Below are 22001 nucleotides of genomic sequence, written 5' to 3'. Positions count from 1 at the left end.
TATTGTGACAAATGAAAATTTTATGACAAGCGATAACTAAAAGATATGAGTTACTCCAGTCTTCGCCCTGAGCGGCATGGGTTTTCGCGCATCAATAAAACTAAGGCACATAAAAAAGGCGCATGAACAGTTGTCCATACGCCTTTAAAAACCACACTTCCTGCTATGTCAGTTTCAAGGCAGGCTGTAACTTGCCCGCACACCTTCGATACCTGTACGACTGATAGCCGAAACGGTGAGTTGTCTGACTGGCCCATATTGCGGATCATCGGATAAATCGATGAGCATATCCTGAGCTGGCACTACCGAGAATAGCCATTGCTGTTCAGTACGTTTCCAGATCGCCAGCAAGCGGGTGTTGACGGTGCTAGCCAGTTGCAGGTGCACCGACTTCTTGTCGGCACTGGCTTCCAGCAAGGGGCTGGCTGGCAAGGTATTGTCCAGCCAGGGGCTGGCCGGGATCAGGGCTTGTGAAGTGTATTTCTCTGCCGCCAGACGCTGACGTATGCCCTTGCGATTCTGGTTCAGCGCCACCATGCTGAAATGCACATGGCCATTGCCTGCCTTTTCGCGCATGGCATCGACCTGGTTGAGGATTTCATCGGCGGACCAGGATTTATCGCTATTGTCTATGCGACTGGTGTACAGGCCAGGCCAGACATGCTTGCCCGTGGTGTTTTGCGCCAGCCAGTAATCATGCAAGACCTTGAAGGCTTGTGGACCCTGATTGATGGGCCAGTACAACTGGGGAGCGAGATAATCCAGCCAGCCTCTGGCCAGCCACAGTTCTACGTCAGCATACAGCTTGTCATATTGACTGAAACCGGTGATGCCGGGTGGTAAGCGGTCTGGCCGGCCTATGCCAAAGGGGCTGATACCAAATTTGACCCAGGGTTTTTCCAGATGCACACGCTGGTTGATGGCTTCCACCAGGCGGTTGACATTTTCCCTGCGCCAGTCAAAGCGCGCCAGTTTGCCGCCTGACTGCAGGTAAGTGATCCAGGCCGGGTCATCCGGGAAATCGACTTCACTGCCATTGCCGGACTTGATCGGATAAGGGTAGAAATAGTCATCGATGTGGATGCCATCCACCTCATAGCGACGCACGACGTCGCCGATGACATTCAGGGTTTGCTGCATGGCGACGGGTTCACCTGGGTCCATCCATTGCAGGTCGCCATAGGTTTTTACCACTTGTGGTGCCAGCTTGCTGATATGGTTTGCGGCAACGACTGTTTTGGCTTGCGCAGTACGGGCACGGAAGGGGTTGAACCAGGCATGCAATTCCAGGCCACGCGCATGGGCCTGGTCTATCCAGAATTGCAGGGGATCATAATACGGTGAGGGTGGGCGGCCTTGCTCACCAGTCAAAAACTCTGACCAGGGTTCTATCGTTGAAGGGTAGATCGCATCGGCAGCTGGGCGCACCTGCAAGACGATGGCATTCAGTTTTAACTGTACGGCATTGTCGAGGATGGCGATGATTTCATTTTTTTGTTTTTCCGTGCTCAGGTCACGCCGCGATGGCCAGTCTATATTGGCCACGGTAGAAACCCAGACTGCCCGGAATTCACGCGGTAAAGGCGGTGCCTCATGGACTTGCACAGGATAATTGACTGGAGCATTTTGCGGAATAATAGTCAAATCTGTTTTGACGGGTTTGCTGACAGGTTTTTTTTCCAGGGGTGTGGAACAGGCCAGCAAGAGCGCACAGACGGTGGCTGCCAGCACAGGCAATTTGACATGTTGCAGGAAAGTTTTCAAAGTAAAAGCAGGACGTGACGAGTGTTGATGCGAAAACATGCGTAAGCCGGGACTGAATAAAGGCGAAAGAGCTGAGATGCTACTGCATTACACTTTGACTCACCAGCGTTTCTTCCATTTTTGCTGGGTTTTTGCTTAGTTATCAGTACAAAAAAAAGGGCGCTTGCGCGCCCTTGAAAATCTCTTTCGTCTTGGGGGAGTCATGAGATTCATCCCTCAATCGAGAGATTGCTATTATGATAGGCAGTAATACCAGTTTGTGGCGATTGAATTTTATTCATGGGATATAAGCCTGGGTTATCCCTGCAGATGGTGATAAATACTTTCATTTCTGAGGGCTAGCATTGCCAAATGGAAATATTGATTTCTTTCGTGACGTTCAGGACATTCAGTTCTTCATATATTTTTATTTTTTACCTATGAAACCGCTATACCTCAGCTTACTTTGTAGCCTGGCGCTACTTGCCCTTAGCCCTGCGCAAGCGCAGCAGGCACATACAGCCACTCAAGTTGCAACGCATCCCCGGCCAGAACAGCAGGCGATGCTACAGGCAGAACTTGCCAGGCTGATAGAGCAGTTTGGCGATGGCGTTGCAGAAACCTATAGTGGAAAGCCAGCCAGGATACTGTATGGGCAGCTATTTGAAGAGCATAAAAATGATGCAGTCGTGCTATTTAGCCTGGAAGGCTTTGGTGGTGGCAATCTTCATGCAGAATTTGTGGCCTTCTTTGCCGAACAGCAGCAGTACGATGCTGCCGTAAGAAAAGCGCGCCCATATCGCCTGGTAGCTGTCGGCAAGCTGGCGCAGCGTGGCTGGCGAACTTTTGATTTTGATAGCGCGCGTATCCGAAATGGAATGTTGATTCTCGATGGCATGCAAATGGGGCCTAAAGACGCCAATTGCTGTCCTTCTGTCGCAATCAGCCGCAGCTTGCGCATTGATGAGTTTGATCACATGATAGAAACACAGGCCATTGCAGGCAAACCCAGCAAGGCTGCCAAGTAGAGTTGAGGCTAACTAAACAACACTATCAAATTTCCAAAATTACAAATCTTGACGCTCATGTCAGAATTAACAACATAGTGCTTGTAGTCGGAATTGGATTGCAGGATACTTGTACCTGAAGCCCATGATAGTGATGGAAATGGGTTTCAAGCTTCTCAGTCGCAATACGATTGCGCACGCATCTCTTCAGCAAAGAATACGTAACAAATACAGGTCGATAAGCATTATCGATACGATCGGTGGAGGCTGGCAAGGCTCTGCACACAAAAGAACTTGGTATTGCACGACTCAGCAACTGGGAAATCTTAGTATGAGACCGTTGAAGAACAAGCAAGTCAAATCTCGTTTTAGCCTCAGCCTGATCTTTGCCATGGCAATCGGGCTCAGCCAGCCTTTGCTGGCCCAGGATACTGATAGCGTCATCGGACGTTTTGACATCAGTCGCTATGAGGTCAAGGGCAATGATTTATTGACGGCGGCAGCCCTTGACAGCTTGCTGGCACCCTATACGGGCAAGAGCCGCAGTTTTGCCGATGTGCAAAAAGCCCTGGAAGCCCTGGAAAAGGCCTATCACCAAAAAGGCTATAGCCTGGTGCAGGTGGTCTTGCCTGAGCAAGAATTGAATCAGGGCGTCGTCAAGTTCGTTGTGGTACAGGCACGCATCGCCAGTGTCAGTGTCAAGGGTAATCGGCATTTTGACAACGACAATATCAGAGGTAGCCTGCCGCAATTGCGCGAGGGTGATACACCGAACATCAAGAAACTCTCCGAAAGCCTGAAGACAGCCAATGAAAACCCCGCCAAGAAAACCAATTTGCAGTTTGAAACTGCCAGCAAAGAGGGTGAAGTCAATGCTGTCCTGAACGTCGTCGACAACAAGCCCTGGACCATAGGTGCCAATCTCGACAATGCGGGCGATAGTAATACCGGCAAATCTCATCTTGGTCTGTTGTTCCAGCATGCCAACCTCAGCGGGCGTGATGATGTACTCAGCCTGCAATATACAACCACCCTGCAAAAGCCCAGTAATTATGCCGTCTTTGGTCTGGGTTATCACCTGCCGCTGTACACCCTGGGCGACAGTGTGGACGTGTATGCGAGTTATTCGAATGTCGATTCCGGTTCTGTCGCAGCTGGCATATTTGATTTGAATGTCAGCGGGCGCGGCTCGGTATTTGGCGGGCGCTATAACTACAATCTTGGTCGCAACGAGGATTTTGATTCGCGTCTCAGCCTTGGTTGGGACTATAAGGCTTTCAAGAATAATGTCGCCCTGCAGGGCATACAACTGGGGAGCGATGTCACCGTTCACCCACTTAGCCTCAGCTATTCTGCCAACCTGAGTTCGACAGCCGGTGAAGCTAATGCCTATTTGTCAGCGGTTCATAATTTGCCTGGTGGAGAAAAAGGCAAGACCGAAGATTTTCAAAAAGTCCGCAGTGGTGCCACTTCAGGTTATAGCATATTGCGCTATGGCCTGGGCTATAGCAAGGTACTGCCAGCAGCCTGGCAATTGAAACTCATGCTCAGTGGTCAATACACCCGGGACAGTTTGGTGCCCGGCGAGCAATTCGGTGCAGGTGGTGCCAGTAGTGTGCGCGGCTTTACAGAACGGGCGCTGGCCAATGACTACGGCACTCTCTTCAGTGCCGAGATTTATACCCCTAATCTGTGTACCGGTTTTACTGCCAGTTTGACACAATGTCAGTTACTTGGTTTTTATGATGCGGCCCATGTCTCGCGTAACCGGGCTTTGCCGGGCGAACAAAGTTCGGCTTCCATCTCCAGCATAGGTATAGGTATCAGGCTGGCCATGTCACGCATGATGTCGCTGCAGATGGACTATGGCAAGGCCCTGCATACCCCGGATGAATTGAGCAAAGATGACAGGCGTTTGCATGTCAGGCTGGGCATCAACTATTAATGATGGATGAGGAAGAGCATGAGAAAAGAAATCGATATGTTCGCTCAATCTGTATCAGTATTGCGGTCGAACACCAGGAAAAACCAGTGGTCTGATTTGTTGCCTAAGCTGTTACCCCGGCTCACGCCTGTGTTATTGGCGGCCTGTTTTAGTAGCGGCCTTGTTGTCAGCCTGGCCCATGCCAATCCGGTGGGACCGCAGGTCATCAATGGCCGGGTCATCTTCAGCCAGGATGGCAAGGTATTCACGATTACCAATACGCCAGGTGCAATTATTAATTGGCAGGATTTCTTCATCAACGGTGGCGAGACTACCCGTTTTATCCAGGAGAGTGCCAACAGTACCATCTTGAATCGTGTGATAGGTCAAAACCCCACACAGATCCTGGGTGCCTTGCAATCGAATGGCCGGGTGTTTTTGATCAACCCAAATGGGGTATTGTTTGGCAAAGGTGCACAAGTTGATGTCAATGGGTTGACAGTATCGAGCCTGGGTATGACGGATGCTGATTTCAAGGCAGGCAAGCTGAGCTTCAATGCTGGCGCGCTGGCGGGCAAAGTCAGCAATCAGGGTGCCATTACCACACCAGCAGGCGGGCAAGTTTATCTGATCGCACCGGATATAGAAAACAGCGGCATCATTACTTCACCCAAGGGCGAGGTCTTGCTGGCAGCCGGGCGTTCAGTGAAATTGGTGGATTCTGCCAACCCTGACGTTCATGTGGTTGTCAGTGCTGACAATAATCAGGCACTCAATCTGGGACAAATCGTTGCCCAGGGCGGCAAGGTAGGTATCTATGGCGGCCTGATCAGTCAGCGAGGCCTGGTCAGTGCCAATAGTGCAGTCGTTGGTGAAAACGGTAAAATTTATTTCAAGGCCAGCCAGGATACGATACTCGATACCGGCAGCACCACCACGGCGACAGGAAAAGGCAAGGGCGGTGATATACAAGTGCTCGGACAGCGCGTAGCGCTGGCTGGAAATGCCCAGGTGGATGCCAGTGGCGATATTGGTGGTGGCCAGGTCCTCGTGGGTGGTGATTATCACGGCGACAATCCCGCCATCATGAATGCCAAACGCGCCTTTGTCTCCAGCGATGCCAAAATCAGTGCCGATGCTGTCAAGACAGGGGACGGCGGTAAGGTCATCGTCTGGTCTGATGAAGTCACGCGGGTGAACGGCAGTATTTCAGCGCGGGGTGGTTTGCAAAGCGGGAATGGTGGTTTTGTAGAAACCTCGGGTAAGCAAAACCTGGATTTTCATGCGAAAGTCGATGTCAGTTCAGCAAAAGGCAAGGGTGGTACTTTATTACTCGACCCTGCCTCTATTACAATTGCCGGGGGAACTGGTGATGGCGCATCTGATGGCACAGGTACATTTCAAGGTTCGGCAATAGGTACCATCAATTTTTCTGATGGTAGCCCAACCACTGTCTATCAGTCTGAACTCCAGGGGCTGACTCCCGGTACGAATATCGTGCTGGAGGCGACAAATTTTATTAACACCAGCGGTATTTTTTTCAGTAGCCTGATATCTCTGCCCATCAATTCCAGTCTTACTTTGAGAACCCGCAATGCTTCTACCGATATCAGTGCTACCCGCGGCATTAATCTGACTGCGGCAGATCCCAATCTGGAAATCAATGCTAGTGGTTCCGGCACTATCACACTGCAAACTGGCACGGGTACATCGCCCCAAACTGCAGATATCGTAGTCGCCAAGCTGACTACCAATAGCAGCCAGATCAGTACCAGTGCCAGTGGCAACACCACCTTCAAATCCCTTTTAACGACCCCGGGCGCGGTAGGCGTGGGTGGCGATATACTGGTTAACAGCACCGGCTATATCAATGTCGGTTCAGGTGGTGTGGATGCACGTGGGAATTCTTTGGCGAATGGCAATGTCACGCTTACAACAGGCGCGGATATCACACAGCAAAATGCCACTACTATCTATGCCAAAGACTTAAAGCTGAGTGCCGTGAGTGGCCTTCATGGGAATATATCCACTGACAATATGGGTGTGCAGGCGGCCAAGCTCAATGCTCTCAATACGGGTAGTGGTGATATCCGTATCGCCAGTATAGGAGCCAACCTGATCATCAATGATGTGGGTGGAACTGGCTACGGCGTCAAACAACAAACTTCTGGTGCAGCTATTTACCTTAGCTCTCCCACTGGTTTTACCACCAATATCAATTCACCTGTCATCACCAATAATGGCTTGCTGAATATTAATGGTCTGGGTGGTATCAACCTGAATGCGGGGGGGAATATCAATAGTGCAGGCGGCGTGATTAGCCTGCAAGCGACCGACCCGGATGTCTTTACCAGTACTGCTGCGGGTACGCAGATCAATAGTGCTGGTGCTGGCATTTCCATTAAATCCGACAAGATGGATTTGCAGGGCACAGTCAATGCGGGTAGTGGTGCCGTGACGCTGGATGCCAATGCTGCCGGTACAATTCACTTGGCAACGGGCGCGACTAATGCCCTGAGCAGTACCCTGGAGTTGTCGACCAGTGAATTGAATAATGTCACCGCCAGCCGCCTTAAAATCGGCAATATGAGTGGTGCCAGCATAGACATCAAAGGTGCCATGGGTTCAGGCGCAGGTGGTGCTTTGCAAAATGTGAATACATCACTCACCTTGAATTCTGGCAATACGATTTCTCAGCAAGCAGGAGCCACGATAGATGGCGCCAGTTCTGTACAGGCGCGTGGCTATAGCGTCAACCTGACCGAGGCAAATTTTATTGGAGTAGTTTCTGGCTCAGCCAGCACAGGCAGCTTCTTGTACCGTTCCAGCAACCCCATCAGTCTTTCTACTGTAGACGGCTATAGCGGTATTAGCAGCCCATCCACCATCAAGCTGATTTCCGACTCCACTTCTGGCATCAGCCAGGCAGCAGGCAATGCCATTACTGGTAGCGGGCTGGCCTTGCAAACCAAGGGATCAGTCAACCTCGGCAATACCAGCAATAGTTTCAGCTCTCTGGCTGCAGACCTTAATCCCGGGGGGGTGGGTACTGGCAGTTTGAATATATTTAATTCTGGTAATTTAAGTATCAGCAACATCGCTTCCATTACTGGTATCACCACGAATAACCAGGGCGTTACTGTGAGCTCAGGCACGGGGACACTGACTGTTTCTGATAATGTCAATGCAGGTACAGGTAAAGTGGGTTTCATTGCCAATCAATTGACACTTGGCGGCCCTGGCGGTGTGACGGCAGGTGACTTTGGCATACGCCCCTTTACTGCTGGTCGTGCCATTACTATTGGTTCTGCAACATGTACCGTATCGCCTTGCCTGGCCCTTACCAATTTGTACAAGGTCAGTGCCGCCAATATTGCCATAGGCACGGATGATGTCAGCAATGCTTCAGGTGTCATCTCAGTGGTGGGCATTACTGACACCAATACCAGCGCTATTACCGATATCAAACATCTTACGACGACACGCATAGGCTTGATCAGTGGTGGGGCTATATCCCAGGTCAATCCCATCACTGTGCAGGATTTGGGCGTGGTCTCAAGTACAAGTGTAACGCTCAACAGTTCGAATGTGATTAGTAACCTGGCAGGCAAGAGTGCTGGCAGCTTTAGCCTGGTAAATGCTCAGGGCATCAATGTAACAAGCCTGAGTGGCAGCAATGGCTCCAGCAGTTATAGCCTGGGCGGTATCAATACAACAGGTAATATGTACCTGACTGCCAGTTCCGGCAATATTCTGTTGACCTCGAATTTAATGGCGGGAACGGGTGCAGTCACTTTGTCAGCACCCAGTGGCGCGATCAGCCAGACCTCAGGTAATTCAATTACTGGCGCAGCACTGGATGCGACTGCCAATGGCGGCATAGGCAATAGTGGTGGCTTGAAAACCCAGGTACCTTTACTGCTGGCTAATAACACGGGCGCAAACACTGATATCAAGATCAATAATACCGGTGCTCTGAACCTGCAAAATGTGCAGCAAAGCAGTGCAGGCAGTACTGGCAATATCCTGATCGATAATATCGGTGCCATTATGCTCAATAACGGTGACGCGGTGCGTAGTAAGGCGGGCAGTATCAGCCTGGTCGCGCATAGCCCTCTGACTGTGAATGGTACGGTCGCCAGTGCGAATGGCGGCAATATCACCCTGGAAGCTGGTGCCAGTGGCAGCACGGCTGACAAGCTGACGGTGGGTAGCACCGGTTCGGTCACGACCTCGGGTAATATCGTACTCAAAGCGGGTGATGCCATCCTGATCTCAGGCATAGTCAGTGGTGGTACGGTGACGCAGCAGGCTTTCCAGAATGTGCCCCTGCCGACCCTGGATCAATGCCTTTCCAGCCCGACTACGGCAGGCTGCAGTTCAGTCTTGCCTAGTCTGTCTGCCTGTATCAGTAATCCCAATCTGGCGGGCTGCAGTGTCGTATTGCCCAGTGTTGCTGCTTGCCAGGCCAGTCCCACATTGGCTGGTTGCAGCGTGGTCTTGCCTAGCTTGAGTGCCTGCCTCGCCAACCCTTCCATGTTCGGTTGCTCAAATGTCTTGCCCAGTGCATCCGCCTGCCAGGCCAATCCTAATCTGCCAGGTTGCAGCGCGGTTTTGCCTACGCTCGCATCTTGCCTGGTCAATCCGTCGACTGCCGGTTGCAGCTCAGTCTTGCCCAGCTTGAATTCCTGCATCAGCAATGCCAGCCAGACAGGTTGCAGCGTGGTCTTGCCTAGTCTGTCACAATGTATTAGCAGCCCATCGACGGCAGGATGCAGCGTGGTCTTGCCAGCCTTGGCGGCTTGTCTGGTGTCACCCAATATCGCTGGTTGCTCGGCAGTTTTGCCATCTGTTGCTGCATGTACTGCCAGTCCCAGCCTGCCAGGTTGTAGCGCAGTCCTGCCCAGCCTGAGTGCCTGCGTAGCGAACCCCAGCCTGTCCGGTTGCAATAATGTCTTGCCTACACTGACGGCTTGTCTGAGCAATCCTTCCCTGCCGGGTTGTAGTGCAGTCTTGCCTAGCCTGGCGGCCTGTACTGCCAATCCTGCACTTTCTGGTTGCTCTGCTGTATTACCCACCCTGGCAGCCTGCCAGGCCAGCCCCAGCTTGCCGGGTTGTGCCGCAGTCTTGCCTAGTTTGAGTGCCTGCATTGCCAATCCAGCCTTGCCCGCTTGCGCATCTGTCTTGCCGACGCTGGCAGCCTGTGTCGCCAGCCCCAGTCTGTCTGGCTGCTCGGCGGTCTTACCTAGCCTGAATGCCTGCGTCGCCAATCCTGGTTTATCGGGTTGTTCGGCAGTCTTACCTACATTGGCAGCCTGTAGCACCAGCCCTGGTCTGCCAGGTTGCAGTGCCGTCCTGCCTAGCCTGACTGCCTGCACTGCCACACCGACGCTAGCTGGTTGCTCGGCAGTTTTGCCTAGTCTTGCAACCTGCAGCGCCAGCCCCAGTTTACCAGGATGCAGTGCCGTCTTGCCCAGCCTCGCCGCTTGCATAGCCACACCTGGTTTGCCAGGTTGCAGCACGATATTGCCTGGCCTGGCTACCTGTACTGCTGCACCAAGTACACCAGGTTGCTCGGCAGTCTTGCCCAGTCTGGCAGCATGTACAGCCAACCCAGCCTTGGCGGGTTGTGGCGCAGTCTTGCCTAGTCTGGCAGCCTGTACCGCCAATCCTGCCAGCCCTGGTTGCGCTGCTGTTTTGCCTGGCTTGAGTACCTGTATTGCCAATCCTGGTTTGCCTGGATGTAGTGCGGTGTTGCCCACTCTGGCCACTTGCACTGCCACGCCTTTTGTATCTGGCTGCAGTGCGGTCCTGCCTAGTTTGGCGGCTTGCGTCGCCAATCCATCTACACCAGGTTGCAGTGCCGTCTTGCCAGCTTTGGCGAGTTGCGCTGCCAACCCTGCCTTGAATGGCTGTGCCGCAGTATTGCCTACTCAGGCGCAATGCGCTGCTAATCCTGGTTTGCTGGGTTGCACCCTGGTCTTGCCTATAGGCGATCTGAGGACTGGTAATACCCTCAATAATTCAATCAATTTTGCCTTGAACAGCTTTATCAGTTCCACCCTGGCCATCACCAATTCCATCAATAATTCTTCCAATTTTTTTGAGAGTGGCAGCAGTGATTCCGGCAGGGAAACCAGGTTAGAACAAAGAAGCAGTATTGTTGGCACGAGGGACAATGGAGTGTTAAAAAATGCTACAGATAAAAAACTCTACTGCAATTAAATTTTTCTTTATTGCGGCACTGTGCCTGAGTTGTGCGCTGGGTTTCGCTGCACAAATCGCCGGCACGGTGACCCATTTGAGCGGCCCCTTGATCGCCAAGAAAGCGGATGGCACCGTCAAGGTCTTGTCCCTGCAATCTGCCATAGAGCAGGGGGACACTCTGATTGCTGAGAAAGATACCTATGCCCGCATCAAGTTTGCTGACAATAGCGAAATCGTCTTGCGTCCGAATACCCAGATCAAGATAGACCAGTTTTCTTTTGAAGAAGACAAGCCCAATAATGACGGTTTCACCATGACCCTCATCAAGGGAGGCTTGCGGGCCGTTACCGGCTTATTGGGCAAGCGCAATAAAGAGAGATTTGGCCTGAATACACCGACTGCATCGATAGGCATACGTGGCACGACCTTCATCGCCGAATACGTCCCGCCTGAAAGCAGCCTGGCAGCCTACAATATGGCAACGACGGCGGCATTGCAGGCACGCGCAGGAACAAAAGGCAGGACAATACTTAGCGACGCTGATGCCCCCGTCGCCGCCATCCTGCCCTTGCAACTTGCTGCAAACGAAATGCCGGGCAATGGTGCCGGACGCGCACCAGGGCTGTATGTGCAAGTCCTCGATGGCACTATCTTCCTGAAAAATAGCACAGGCAGTCTGGATGTCACTGCCGGTCAATTTGGCTTTGCCATCAGCTTTACCAAGCCACCTATCATTTTGCCAAATAATCCTGGCATGCAATTCTCGCCACCCGGTAGTTTCCCTGCCAATCAAAGCCAGGAAAATGCCAATAACGAAAGCAAGTCAGGCAGCCTGATTTGCGAAGTGAGATAGTTAAGGGGAGATAGTTGACATGCAGAGGCCGGATTATCAGCTTGAAAAATCCGGCCTTGATACTGATTCAGAATACAGGCAAATCTGCACTGGCATGCTGACGCAAACTATGGCGTGCCACTTCAAAGTCAGGGAAGACGGATTGCACCGTCGCCCAAAACCGCGGGCTGTGGTTCATCTCACGCAAATGCGCAAGTTCATGCGCAATCACATAATCAATAATCATGGGCGAGAAATGAATCAGCCGCCAATTCAGCCTGATCTTGCCTTGTGAAGTGCATGATCCCCAGCGTGTCGCTGCAGCTGACAAGGCCATACTCTGATAACGTACATTGAGTTTTTCAGCGAATACCGGCAATCTTTCATTGAATATTCGTTTGGCTTCCTGCTGCAGCCAGGCTTGTACCCGGTCTTTCAACTGCTGTTCGCCAGCATCTGCAGGCAGATTGATAATCAATTCTGACTGTTCATGCTGGAAGTGCGTACCGCTGACAGAGGCAGGCGCAATCCTTAAAGTAATTTCACCACCCAGATAAGGCAGCTTTGCACCATCCTGCCAGTGCATTTTGGGTTCCAGCTTGCGCTGGGTACGTTCACGCCTCTCGGTCAGTTTGCGCAAGATCCAGGCTTGTTTTTCCTGTATGGCGGTTTCTATATCAGCTATCGTCACCCAGCGTGGTGCTGTGATACGCAAGCCATCTTCATTGATCAAGAAACCTATGCTGCGGCGTTTCGAGCGCTGCAAATCATATTCGAGCAAATAGTCCTGTATCAGGATGCGGCGCTTGTTGCTGGTGTTGACAAAGGTAGACGGTGGCGGCGCGGCGGGGCGCAATTCATCTTGTTGAACTGTCTCTTTAAGCGTGCTTGATAGTGGTGTTTTTACAGGCGCAGGGCGCAGTTTGTCCGGCACCAGAAAATCACTGAATAAATCCAGTTGCAAAGCCATTTGTATGGCTTTGCCAATCGAGGGAATGCGGGGCTTCATCTAAGCTTGGGGAATCCTGATTCAATAGCAAGTGGGATTTGTGCACAGTCTGTACCAGACATTAAAAGTATGAAAGTCTGGTTTTACAAGCTGCAATGACACTAGTTTGACCTATTTTTGCCAATTCGTGTTTTTACCTTCAAAAACTGGTTTTTTCGATATTGCCATTTCTTTATTCACTGCAGCTCACTTGAATTTTCTTTAACTAGCTCAACTTGCCTGAGCAAGAGATCGCCCACATCAATAACATATATCGCCACCTACTCAACAGGCTCTGATGAATAAGCTGATATCGCTGCAAAAGCTATGGAACAGCATGACTAAAAAGATAGGCTTGTTCTTCAAGATTCCTGGTCTTGAGTACGAACAGCCGCTTGATTTTCCTTTTGCTCGCAGCGATATCGCCATGTTGTATCGCATTGCCAAAGGGGATGCTGCCAAGCACATTGATGAGCATACAGCCAAAGACATGCTGCTTGATGCCTATGCTGATAAACTGACAGCAGCGAGCAGTATTTTTGCTCAGCAGATCTTGCATAAACGGCTGCGTGAAGGTGCTCAGGACAAGCAAGGCAAACAGCGCTTGCAGAACTTGATGGCTGCCCCGGCCTTGCTGGATACCTTGCAGCAGCACTGCCTGCCCTTGCGTGGAGTGGAAACAGAAGTTAGCGAACAGATTTTCACCGACGCAATCCCGGTTCCGGCAGCATGGCATAAATTCATGTGGCTGTTACCTGCCAGCATGAGCATCTTGCTCGTCCTTGCGCTGACATCGCTGGCACCTGCCTGGATAGCTGTCTTGCTGATATGGATGATCTTGCTGGCCGTGCAGACGCGTTACCATGATGCGGTGACTCAATGGGCAAAGAAAGTGCAAGCGCTGCAAGCCTTGTTGACGAGCTTTGAGTTGCTGCTTGATTCTCAAAAGGATGCTCAAGCACCTGCTGCAGATCGTCAAACAGCAAATAAAATGATTGCTGAATTACGCAGACATAAATTGGTGCTAATGCCAGGCATGCGGGAATACACTGACTGGCTCTTGCTGGATAATGTCAGGCATTTTTTCAAGACTTGCATTCTTGTACGTAAAAATCAGGACTTCCTACGCAGTGTGTACACGCACGTGGCAAACCTGGAGGCTGATCTGACGCTGGCCAGGCACTTGCAATCGCTTACACAATATTGCTGGTCCTCTGCGGCAGACAAGAAGCAACTGCGCATGCAACAAGTTGTGCATCCCTTGTTGGCGCAGGCTACTGCCCTGGATATAAGGCTGGAAGGCAAGGGTGCTTTTATTTCCGGGCAAAATGGCATAGGCAAGAGCACCTTGTTGCGTACCCTGGGTTTGAACCTCATCGTCGCCCGCGCTTTCGGTTTTTGTTATGCGGTTACTGCCAGCGTCCCAATGGCAGCGGTGTATTCCAGCATGCAAAGTGAAGACTCTCTGATCTCAAATGAAAGTCTGTACCAGGCAGAACTCAGGCGTGCCAAAGAATTATTGGATATCGCGAAAAGTGATATGCAGGCTGTGTTCATCATTGATGAAATTTTCCGTGGCACGAACCATCAGGAATCCATCTCGGCAGCCGCTGCAGTGCTACAAAGCCTGGCCGGTGCAAACATGGTGATCGTCTCATCCCATAATTTGGTGTTGGCAGCTATCCTGGTAGCCTATCTGACACCATTATGTGTCACAGCAGAGCAGGGTGAGCTATCCAGATTGCAATTGAATGAAGGTGTCCTGGCTGACCCGAATGGTATACGTCTGCTGGGTATTTACGGTTTTGGCGACGATATAAAAAACAAAGCCAGTCGGGTTTTCGACTGGCTTAGTGACTACCTTAGTGACTATCTTAAGCATCCCGACAAGTGCGAACAAATACTGGAGAATCGCGCCCTGTCTTGACTGAGTTTACTTGGATTCAGATTGATAAACCTGTGGTGAAATCACACGCATTTCTGCCTCTATCCACTTTTCCACTTCCTGCATGAGTTCAACCGCATTCATGCCGTTGGGTGGGATAGGCTTGCCGACGGAGACAGTGACTGTGCCAGGCAATTTGGTAAAAGAATTTTTTGGCCAGCATTCACCAGAGTTCAACGCGATAGGCACGACCGGGGTATTGGTTTCTACTGCCAGACGGGCACCGCCGCCTTTGTACTGGCCTTTTTTTCCAACGGCGATACGCGTACCTTCAGGGAACATGATGATCCATTGTCCATCAGCCAGACGCTTGCGGCCTTGTGTCACGACGTGGGCAAAAGCATCCTTGCCCTTGCTGCGGTCGATAGGGATCATGCGCAGCATGGAGATGGCCCAGCCAAAGAAGGGGATATAAGTAATTTCTTTTTTGAACACAAAAACCAGTGGGCGCGGTGTTGCCATCAGCAGGAAGATGGTTTCCCAGGCGGACTGATGTTTGCACAGCAGGATGGCCGGGCCATCAGGGAAGTTTTCAAATCCCCTGGTCTGGTAACGTATGCCACATATCACTTTTGCTGCCCAGATGATGGTGACATTCCAGCGGGCAGTAATGTAATAGCGCTGGTTATACGGCAAGAAAGCAAACAGCATGCTGATAGGTGCCCAGACGATAGTGACTACCGCCATCACCAGTATGAAAATCAGCGAACGAACAAAACGGGTAAAGCTAAGCATGTAGTCTCCATTGCAGCGATGCTGGTTGAGTTTGTTTTATGTTGCTCAATGACTCAGATCGCGATATTAAATTCAGATGGCGAGTTTTCCACCAGTTTGTCGACCATAGCTGCCAGATCGTCATAAACTTGTGTGCCAGGTGGCAGGCCACCTTTTTCCTGGGTTTTAGTACCTTTACCCGTCAATACCAGATGGGGTTTGCAACCCAGTACGAAGCCGGACTGCAAGTCACGCAAAGAATCCCCGACACAATGCACACCTTTGAGATTTACTTCATAGCGACGGGCAATTTCTTGCAGCATGCCAGGCTTGGGTTTGCGGCAGTCACAATTATCATCTGCCATGTGTGGGCAAAAGAAAATCGCATCGATAGTGGCACCGACTTGTTGAGCACTTGTATGCATCTTTTGATGGATGGCATTTAACGTCGCCATATCAAACAGCTTGCGGCCTATGCCCGACTGATTGGTCGCCACCACTACCCTATAGCCCGCCTGGTTAAGCCGGGCTATGGCTTGCAGCGAACCTGGTATAGGCTTCCATTCTTCGGGTGACTTGATAAAGTCGTCCGAATCCTGGTTGATAACGCCATCGCGGTCAAGGATGATGAGTTTCATCTGCAATCCTGGTTAGTGGTGCACTCTCGTTTTAATTTGCCTCAAGCTGCCAGCTTGGAAATGTCGGCAACCTGATTCATCATGCCATGCAGGCTGGCCAGCAAGGCCAGGCGGTTATTACGCAGGGCAAGGTCTTCTGCATTCACCATGACATCATTAAAGAAGCTGTCCACCGCTGCACGCAGGGCTGCCAGGGTTTTCAATGCGCTGGCGAAGTCACCTTTGGCAAATGCTGCATCCACTTCAGGTTTGACATCGGCCATTGCCTTGGCCAGTGCCTGCTCGGCAGCTTCCTGCAATAGCGCTGGCTGGACTGCACCTGGCGTACCCTCGGCTTTTTTGAGGATATTGGTAATACGCTTGTTGGCAGCAGCCAGTGCTTCTGATTCTGGCAGGGCAGCAAAGGCTTGTACAGCTTGCAGGCGTTCAACGATGCTATCGAGTGTGTCTGGTTGCTGGGCAACCACAGCTTCAACTTCATTTTGAGAAAAACCTTTGTCACGCAACTGGCCGCGCAGACGGTCAAACAGGAAGTTCAATACATCGGCTGTCGGGTCTGCGAAATTGGCATTACCAGCGAACAGTGCTACTGCTTGTGCCAGCAGGGTGTTCAGTGACAATGGCAAGCGTTTTTCTACCAGCATGCGCAAGATGCCCAGGGCATGGCGGCGCAGCGCAAACGGGTCGCGGTCACCGGTAGGTTGCAAGCCTATGCCCCAGATGCCGACCAGGGTTTCCAGCTTGTCAGCCAGTGCTACTGCAGTACCTGTCAGTGTCGCAGGCAGTGCATCGCCAGCGAAACGTGGCTGATAATGTTCAGACGCGGCGGCGGCCACATCAGCGTGTTCGCCATCGTGCTGGGCATAGTAAGTACCCATGATGCCTTGCAGCTCAGGAAATTCACCGACCATGTCAGTCAGCAAGTCGGTCTTGGCCAGCAGGGCGGCACGTTCGGCCAGGGCAACGTCACCTTTCAGGCTGGCAGCAATCTGGCCTGCGAGGGTTTTAACGCGTTGCGTACGTTCTGCCTGGCTACCCAGTTTATTGTGATACACCACATTTGCCAGCAAAGGCAGGCGGGACTCCAGTGTCTTTTTCTTGTCTTGCTCAAAGAAGAATTTTGCATCCGAGAGGCGCGGGCGCACAACGCGCTCATTACCCTGGATGATGTATTGCGGGTCGCTGGTTTCCAGGTTAGAGACGATCAAAAAGCGTGAACGCAATTTGCCAGATGTATCGGTCAGTGCAAAATATTTCTGATTCGTTTGCATGGTCAAAATCAGGCATTCTTGCGGCACAGCCAAGAATTCTTGCTCGAAATTGCATTCATATACTACTGGCCATTCGACCAGGGCAGTGACCTCATCCAGCAGGGATTCAGGCATCAACACCTGATCTGCACCCGCTTTGCCTAACAGGGCGGCACGTATCTGTTCTTTACGCTCATTGAAGCTGGCAATCACCTTGCCTTCGGTTTTCAGGCTGGCGGCATAGTCTTCAGCCTTGGCAATGCTGACTTCACCAGCGGACAGGAAACGATGGCCCTTGGTAATGCGATCACTGTTCAAACCCAGCAAGGACAGTGGCACTATGTCAGCGCCATGCAGGGCAATGATCTTATGTACCGGGCGTACAAAATGCACGGTTTCGCCATCAGGACGCTGGTAGCTCATGACTTTAGGAATAGGCAGCTTGCCTATGGTTTCTTCCAGCGCAGTTTGTACTGCCGGTGCCAGGGCAGTGCCTGCTGCTGTATAGCTGTAGAAGAAGCTCTCAGCCTTGCCATCCGGCGCACGTTCCAGGTCACTGACCTGCAAGTCAGGGAAGCCTAGTGCAGCCAGTTTCTTGCCCAGCGGTGCTGTCGCATTGCCAGCCGCATCCAGTGCCACGGATACCGGCAATACTTTTTCACGCATCAGCTTGTCCGGGGAGGTGGAGCGTACACCGGTGATGCTGACAGCCAGGCGGCGTGGTGAGGCGTAGCTGGTCGCTACGGACTCGGCTTCGAGAAAATCGCGTGACTTCAGACCAGCGACGATACCGGCGCTAAATGCTTCACCCAGTTTGGCCAGGGCCTTGGGTGGCAGCTCTTCGGTAAATAATTCTACTAACAGTGTTTGGCTCATGTTTCTTATCCTACGTTCCGGCGCTGTGCCAGAATCTGTTTAATGATGTTCTTGTGGGCTATGCGTAAAGCCTGTGCAAAGCTTATGCAGCAGTAACAGCAGCGGGAGCAGGCTTATGCTTGTCATCCGCAGCGCACATGGGGAAGCCCAATGCCTCACGCGATGCATAGTAAGCCGCAGCCACAGCACGCGAAAGATTGCGTATGCGGCCTATGTAGGCAGCACGCTCAGTCACAGAAATCGCGCCACGCGCATCCAGCAAGTTAAAAGTATGCGCAGCCTTCAAGATCATTTCATAAGCAGGCAGTGCCAGGGATTTTTCTGTCACTTCCAGCAGGCGCTTGGCTTCTGCTTCGTAATTGCTGAACAAAGAGAACAGGAAATCGGTGTTTGAATATTCAAAACTGAAAGTCGATTGCTCAACTTCATTTTGATGGAATACATCGCCATAGGACAGACGCACGGTCTTGCCGTTTTCTTCACGCTCAGTCCAGACCAGGTCATAGATATTATCTACACCTTGCAGATACATGGCCAGACGTTCGAGGCCATAGGTGATTTCACCGAGGATAGGTTTGCAATCCAGACCACCAACTTGCTGGAAGTAAGTGAATTGTGTGACTTCCATACCATTCAGCCAGACTTCCCAGCCCAGGCCCCAGGCGCCCAGGGTAGGGTTTTCCCAGTCATCTTCAACAAAGCGTATGTCGTTTTGCTGCAAATCCAGGCCCAGGGCTTTCAAGGAGCCCAGGTAAAGGTCAAGGATATTTTCCGGTGCAGGCTTTAACACCACCTGATATTGATAATAGTGTTGCAGACGGTTAGGGTTTTCACCATAACGGCCATCCTTGGGGCGGCGTGATGGTTGTACATAAGCCGCACGCCAAGGTTCTGGCCCGATGGCGCGCAAGAAAGTGCCGGTATGCGAAGTACCCGCGCCCACTTCCATATCGTAAGGTTGCAGCAGGGCGCAGCCTTGCTTGTCCCAGTAATCTTGTAATGTCAGGATAATTTGTTGAAATGTGAGCATCGTGCTATCTGCCTTTGTCACTTCTTGAAGAAGCGATGAATAAAGTTTGCCAAACCTTAGATTTTAACGGCTTTTGCGCTGGATAGGCTAATTTGCTTGATGTTGTTTTGTTAATTTTGAGGTTTGAAATGAGGAAAAGCTTAAGACCTCTCAACACAGAGACACCGAGACACAGAGAAAATCAGAAGGGAAGCAAGAGGTTGCTTATTGTTTTTGCAAGTATTTGTTTTGTATTGAGTGACGCAATTGCAGCATAAATAGGCAGCTTGCCTCTGGCGGTTTTTGTTGCAATTCGTTTGGCTACACGGTATAAAAATCCACCTGCCAATAAAAACAGCATGCTGAATGGGAGACCTCGGAGCAATGGCTATAGTTGACCAGACCCTGACTTTGGATGCCGAGTCACATCGGCTGGAAGAGTGGTATCTCTTGCTGGGGGAGCTTTCCCATTGTTTGTGCTACACGCCAGAATTGCCTGAAATGTTGCGTGGCTTTTGTCGTGTCCTGGTGCAGCGTGCTGGCTATTTGTGTGCCGAGGTGGAGCTGGACTTGGGGGACAAGTCAGAAATTTATCGCTTTCGTGCCGATAAACAGGCTGGAAAAGAGACAAAATACCTGGTTTTTCCCTTGCAACGTTATGGCTATGCGCTGGCGCAATTACGGGTTGGTGCTGACTTTGATCTCAGTGAAAGTAGTGATGCATACAACATACTGAGCCGTTTTGCGAATGAACTGGCGCAAGCCATCCATGCCATGAGCAGCAGCCATGAGCAGCGTGATCTGCAAGATAATATGGAAATGCTGGCACTGTCGGTACAGCAAAGCCCGTTTGCAGTAGTCATCACCAATGCGGATGGTGAACTCGAATATGGCAATGACAGCTTTTGTCGTATTTCTGGCTATACACTGAACGAGGTGCTGGGCAAGCATGTGTTCTGGAATTCTGGTGATCCCGCTGATGAAAAAGTCATGCGCATCATCAAGGCGCTCAAGCTTGGAGAACACTGGCAGGGTGATGTACTCAGCCATCGCAAAGACGGCACGGCCTACTGGGAAAGACAGATGGTCAGCCCGCTGTGTAATGCAGATGGGCACATCACTCATCTGATGGCGGTCAAACAAGATATTACCGACAGCAAATTCCAGTTAAAAGAAGTCGAACAAGCCTTGCTCTTGCGTGAGCAGGCTTTGGTCTCAAGCAGCAATGGCATCATGATTACCCGTAGTGATGACAGCGATCATTCCATCGTCTATGTGAACCCGGCATTTGAGCGCATCACCGGTTACACTGCACAGGAAGTCATAGGCAGGGAAGGGCGTTTCCTGGTCAGGGAAGACCTGGCGCAGCCAGATTTGCAAGAAATACGCACGGCCCTGCGGGAAAAAAGAGCAGGCTGCGCGCTACTCCGCAATTATCGCAAGGATGGCACGCAATTCTGGAATGAATTGCATATCTCACCCGTCAAGGATGCGACGGGCGCTGCCACTACGCATTTTGTCAGCGTCATCAACGATGTCAGTGAGCGTGTCAATTACCAGAAAGAGCTGGAATACCAGGCCACCCATGACAGCCTGACCGGTCTGGCCAATCGCAATTTACTGAATGACCGCATCACCCAGGCCATTGCCTGGGCCAAGCGCCAGGATTTGTCGGTGGGTTTAATGTTGCTCGATCTCGATCATTTCAAGCTCATCAATGATGCCTCTGGCCATGGTGCTGGCGATGAAATGCTGAAGCAGGTAGCCAATCGGCTCAGTCATTGTGTAAGGGAAACCGATACGGTGGCGCGTCTGGGTGGTGATGAGTTCGTCATCATCCTGACTGATTTGCCCGAGACGGGCGATGTTGATATCGTCGCTGAAAAAATCCTGTCAGCCCTGGCGCGCCCGTTTGAAATCAATGGTCATGATGTGTTTGTCACGGCCAGTATAGGTATTTCGCTTTACCCGCGTGATGGTGATCATGGCGAGATTTTGCTGCGCTATGCCGACATCGCTATGTACCGCGTCAAGGAGCATGGTCGCAATAGCGTGCGCCAGTTTATTCCCGAGATGGGCGTCACTGCCATCAGCCGCCTGAATATGGAAGGTGCATTGCGCCGTGCGCTGGAGCGGCACGAGTTGACCCTGCACTACCAACCCAAGATAGAACTCGCTACTGGCCATATAGTCGGCGCAGAAGCACTGGTGCGCTGGCATCATCCACAGATAGGCTTGATACACCCCATAGAGTTCATCCCGCTGGCAGAAGAAACCGGGCTCATCCTGCCTCTGGGTGAATGGGTGCTGGCTGAGGCCTGTCGCCAGCAAGTCAGCTGGAAAAATTCTGGCATGGGTGATTTGAAAATCGCCATCAATATGTCGCCCCGCCAGTTCCGGCAAGAGGATTTGTCTGACCGTGTCGCCGCCATTTTTGCCGAGACGGGTGCTGACCCATCCCATGTCACCCTGGAGCTGACTGAGAGCATGGTCATGCAGGACGTCAACAGCACCCTGGTGGCATTGCGGGCCTTGAAAAAATTGGGGGTATCGATATCGCTGGATGATTTTGGTACGGGTTATTCCAGCCTCTCTTACTTGCGGCGCTTCCCCATTGATGAACTCAAGATAGATAAATCCTTCATCAATGACATCCATGAAAACCCTGATGATGCAGCAATAGCCAGCGCCATCATCGCCATGGCTTTGAGCCTGAGTCTGAGTGTGGTTGCAGAAGGGGTGGAAAAGAAAGAGCAGGCTGATCTCTTGCGCAAAATGGGTTGTAGCCAAGTACAGGGTTATTATTTTGGACGTCCCATGGATGCAGCAGGCTTTGCTACCCGCTATCGTGAGCACATCAATGAATAA

General features: G+C 51.4%; 12 protein-coding genes. 6 read left to right on the top strand and 6 right to left on the bottom strand.

The genetic code is table 11. From position 1 onward, the window contains the following. Nucleotides 1–174: 174 nt before the first annotated feature. Nucleotides 175–1803, bottom strand: a complete 1629-nt coding sequence (locus ACO0LC_RS09200; RefSeq protein ID WP_423002357.1) for a glycoside hydrolase family 10 protein — start codon at nucleotides 1801–1803, stop codon at nucleotides 175–177. Between the two features lie 380 nt (nucleotides 1804–2183). On the opposite strand from ACO0LC_RS09200, the gene ACO0LC_RS09195 reads away from it, so the two are divergent. The 4 genes from ACO0LC_RS09195 to ACO0LC_RS09180 all read left to right on the top strand — a co-directional run bounded on the left by ACO0LC_RS09195 (nucleotide 2184) and on the right by ACO0LC_RS09180 (nucleotide 11734). Continuing rightward, nucleotides 2184–2771, top strand: coding sequence for a hypothetical protein (locus ACO0LC_RS09195; protein ID WP_423002356.1), 588 nt, complete (start codon nucleotides 2184–2186; stop codon nucleotides 2769–2771). Nucleotides 2772–3081: 310 nt separating this feature from the next. Next, nucleotides 3082–4695 carry a ShlB/FhaC/HecB family hemolysin secretion/activation protein gene (locus ACO0LC_RS09190; protein WP_423002355.1) on the top strand — a complete coding sequence of 538 codons (1614 nt, stop codon included), beginning with the start codon at nucleotides 3082–3084 and terminating at the stop codon, nucleotides 4693–4695. A gap of 18 nt (nucleotides 4696–4713) precedes the next feature. Continuing rightward, nucleotides 4714–10899 carry a filamentous hemagglutinin N-terminal domain-containing protein gene (locus ACO0LC_RS09185; RefSeq protein ID WP_423002354.1) on the top strand — a complete coding sequence of 2062 codons (6186 nt, stop codon included), beginning with the start codon at nucleotides 4714–4716 and terminating at the stop codon, nucleotides 10897–10899. Further along, nucleotides 10868–11734, top strand: coding sequence for a FecR family protein (locus ACO0LC_RS09180; RefSeq protein ID WP_423002353.1), 867 nt, complete (start codon nucleotides 10868–10870; stop codon nucleotides 11732–11734). Before ACO0LC_RS09185 ends, ACO0LC_RS09180 begins: the two co-directional genes overlap by 32 nt. Nucleotides 11735–11801: 67 nt before the next feature. On the opposite strand, the gene ACO0LC_RS09175 is transcribed toward ACO0LC_RS09180, so the two are convergent. Next, complete coding sequence (locus tag ACO0LC_RS09175; RefSeq protein WP_423002352.1) at nucleotides 11802–12722, bottom strand: M48 family metallopeptidase; 921 nt, start codon at nucleotides 12720–12722, stop codon at nucleotides 11802–11804. 316 nt (nucleotides 12723–13038) lie between these two features. On the opposite strand from ACO0LC_RS09175, the gene ACO0LC_RS09170 reads away from it, so the two are divergent. Continuing rightward, entirely contained in the window at nucleotides 13039–14628 is a 1590-nt protein-coding gene (locus ACO0LC_RS09170) for a MutS-related protein (protein WP_423002351.1), read from the top strand. A gap of 6 nt (nucleotides 14629–14634) precedes the next feature. Here ACO0LC_RS09170 and ACO0LC_RS09165 read toward each other — a convergent pair whose 3' ends face one another. The 4 genes from ACO0LC_RS09165 to glyQ form a co-directional block, all read right to left on the bottom strand. Beyond that, complete coding sequence (locus tag ACO0LC_RS09165; RefSeq protein ID WP_423002350.1) at nucleotides 14635–15381, bottom strand: lysophospholipid acyltransferase family protein; 747 nt, start codon at nucleotides 15379–15381, stop codon at nucleotides 14635–14637. A gap of 53 nt (nucleotides 15382–15434) precedes the next feature. After that, complete coding sequence (gene gmhB, locus ACO0LC_RS09160) at nucleotides 15435–15998, bottom strand: D-glycero-beta-D-manno-heptose 1,7-bisphosphate 7-phosphatase (protein WP_162040216.1); 564 nt, start codon at nucleotides 15996–15998, stop codon at nucleotides 15435–15437. Nucleotides 15999–16039: 41 nt separating this feature from the next. Beyond that, nucleotides 16040–18124, bottom strand: a complete 2085-nt coding sequence (gene glyS / locus ACO0LC_RS09155; RefSeq protein ID WP_423002349.1) for a glycine--tRNA ligase subunit beta — start codon at nucleotides 18122–18124, stop codon at nucleotides 16040–16042. An 82-nt stretch (nucleotides 18125–18206) separates the two neighbouring features. Continuing rightward, the gene (gene glyQ, locus ACO0LC_RS09150) at nucleotides 18207–19154 is read right to left on the bottom strand and encodes a glycine--tRNA ligase subunit alpha (RefSeq protein ID WP_423002348.1); all 948 of its coding nucleotides are present in this window, start codon (nucleotides 19152–19154) and stop codon (nucleotides 18207–18209) included. A gap of 363 nt (nucleotides 19155–19517) precedes the next feature. Between glyQ and ACO0LC_RS09145 the strand changes: the two genes are divergently transcribed. Beyond that, a complete protein-coding gene (locus ACO0LC_RS09145; protein WP_423002347.1) occupies nucleotides 19518–22001 on the top strand; it encodes an EAL domain-containing protein in 2484 nt (827 codons plus the stop codon).

The organism is Undibacterium sp. JH2W (assembly GCF_049340425.1).
GTDB lineage: Bacteria > Pseudomonadota > Gammaproteobacteria > Burkholderiales > Burkholderiaceae_D > Undibacterium.
The sequence above is the reverse complement of the archived record's forward strand: the minus strand, read 5'-3'. Positions and strand labels throughout refer to the sequence as shown.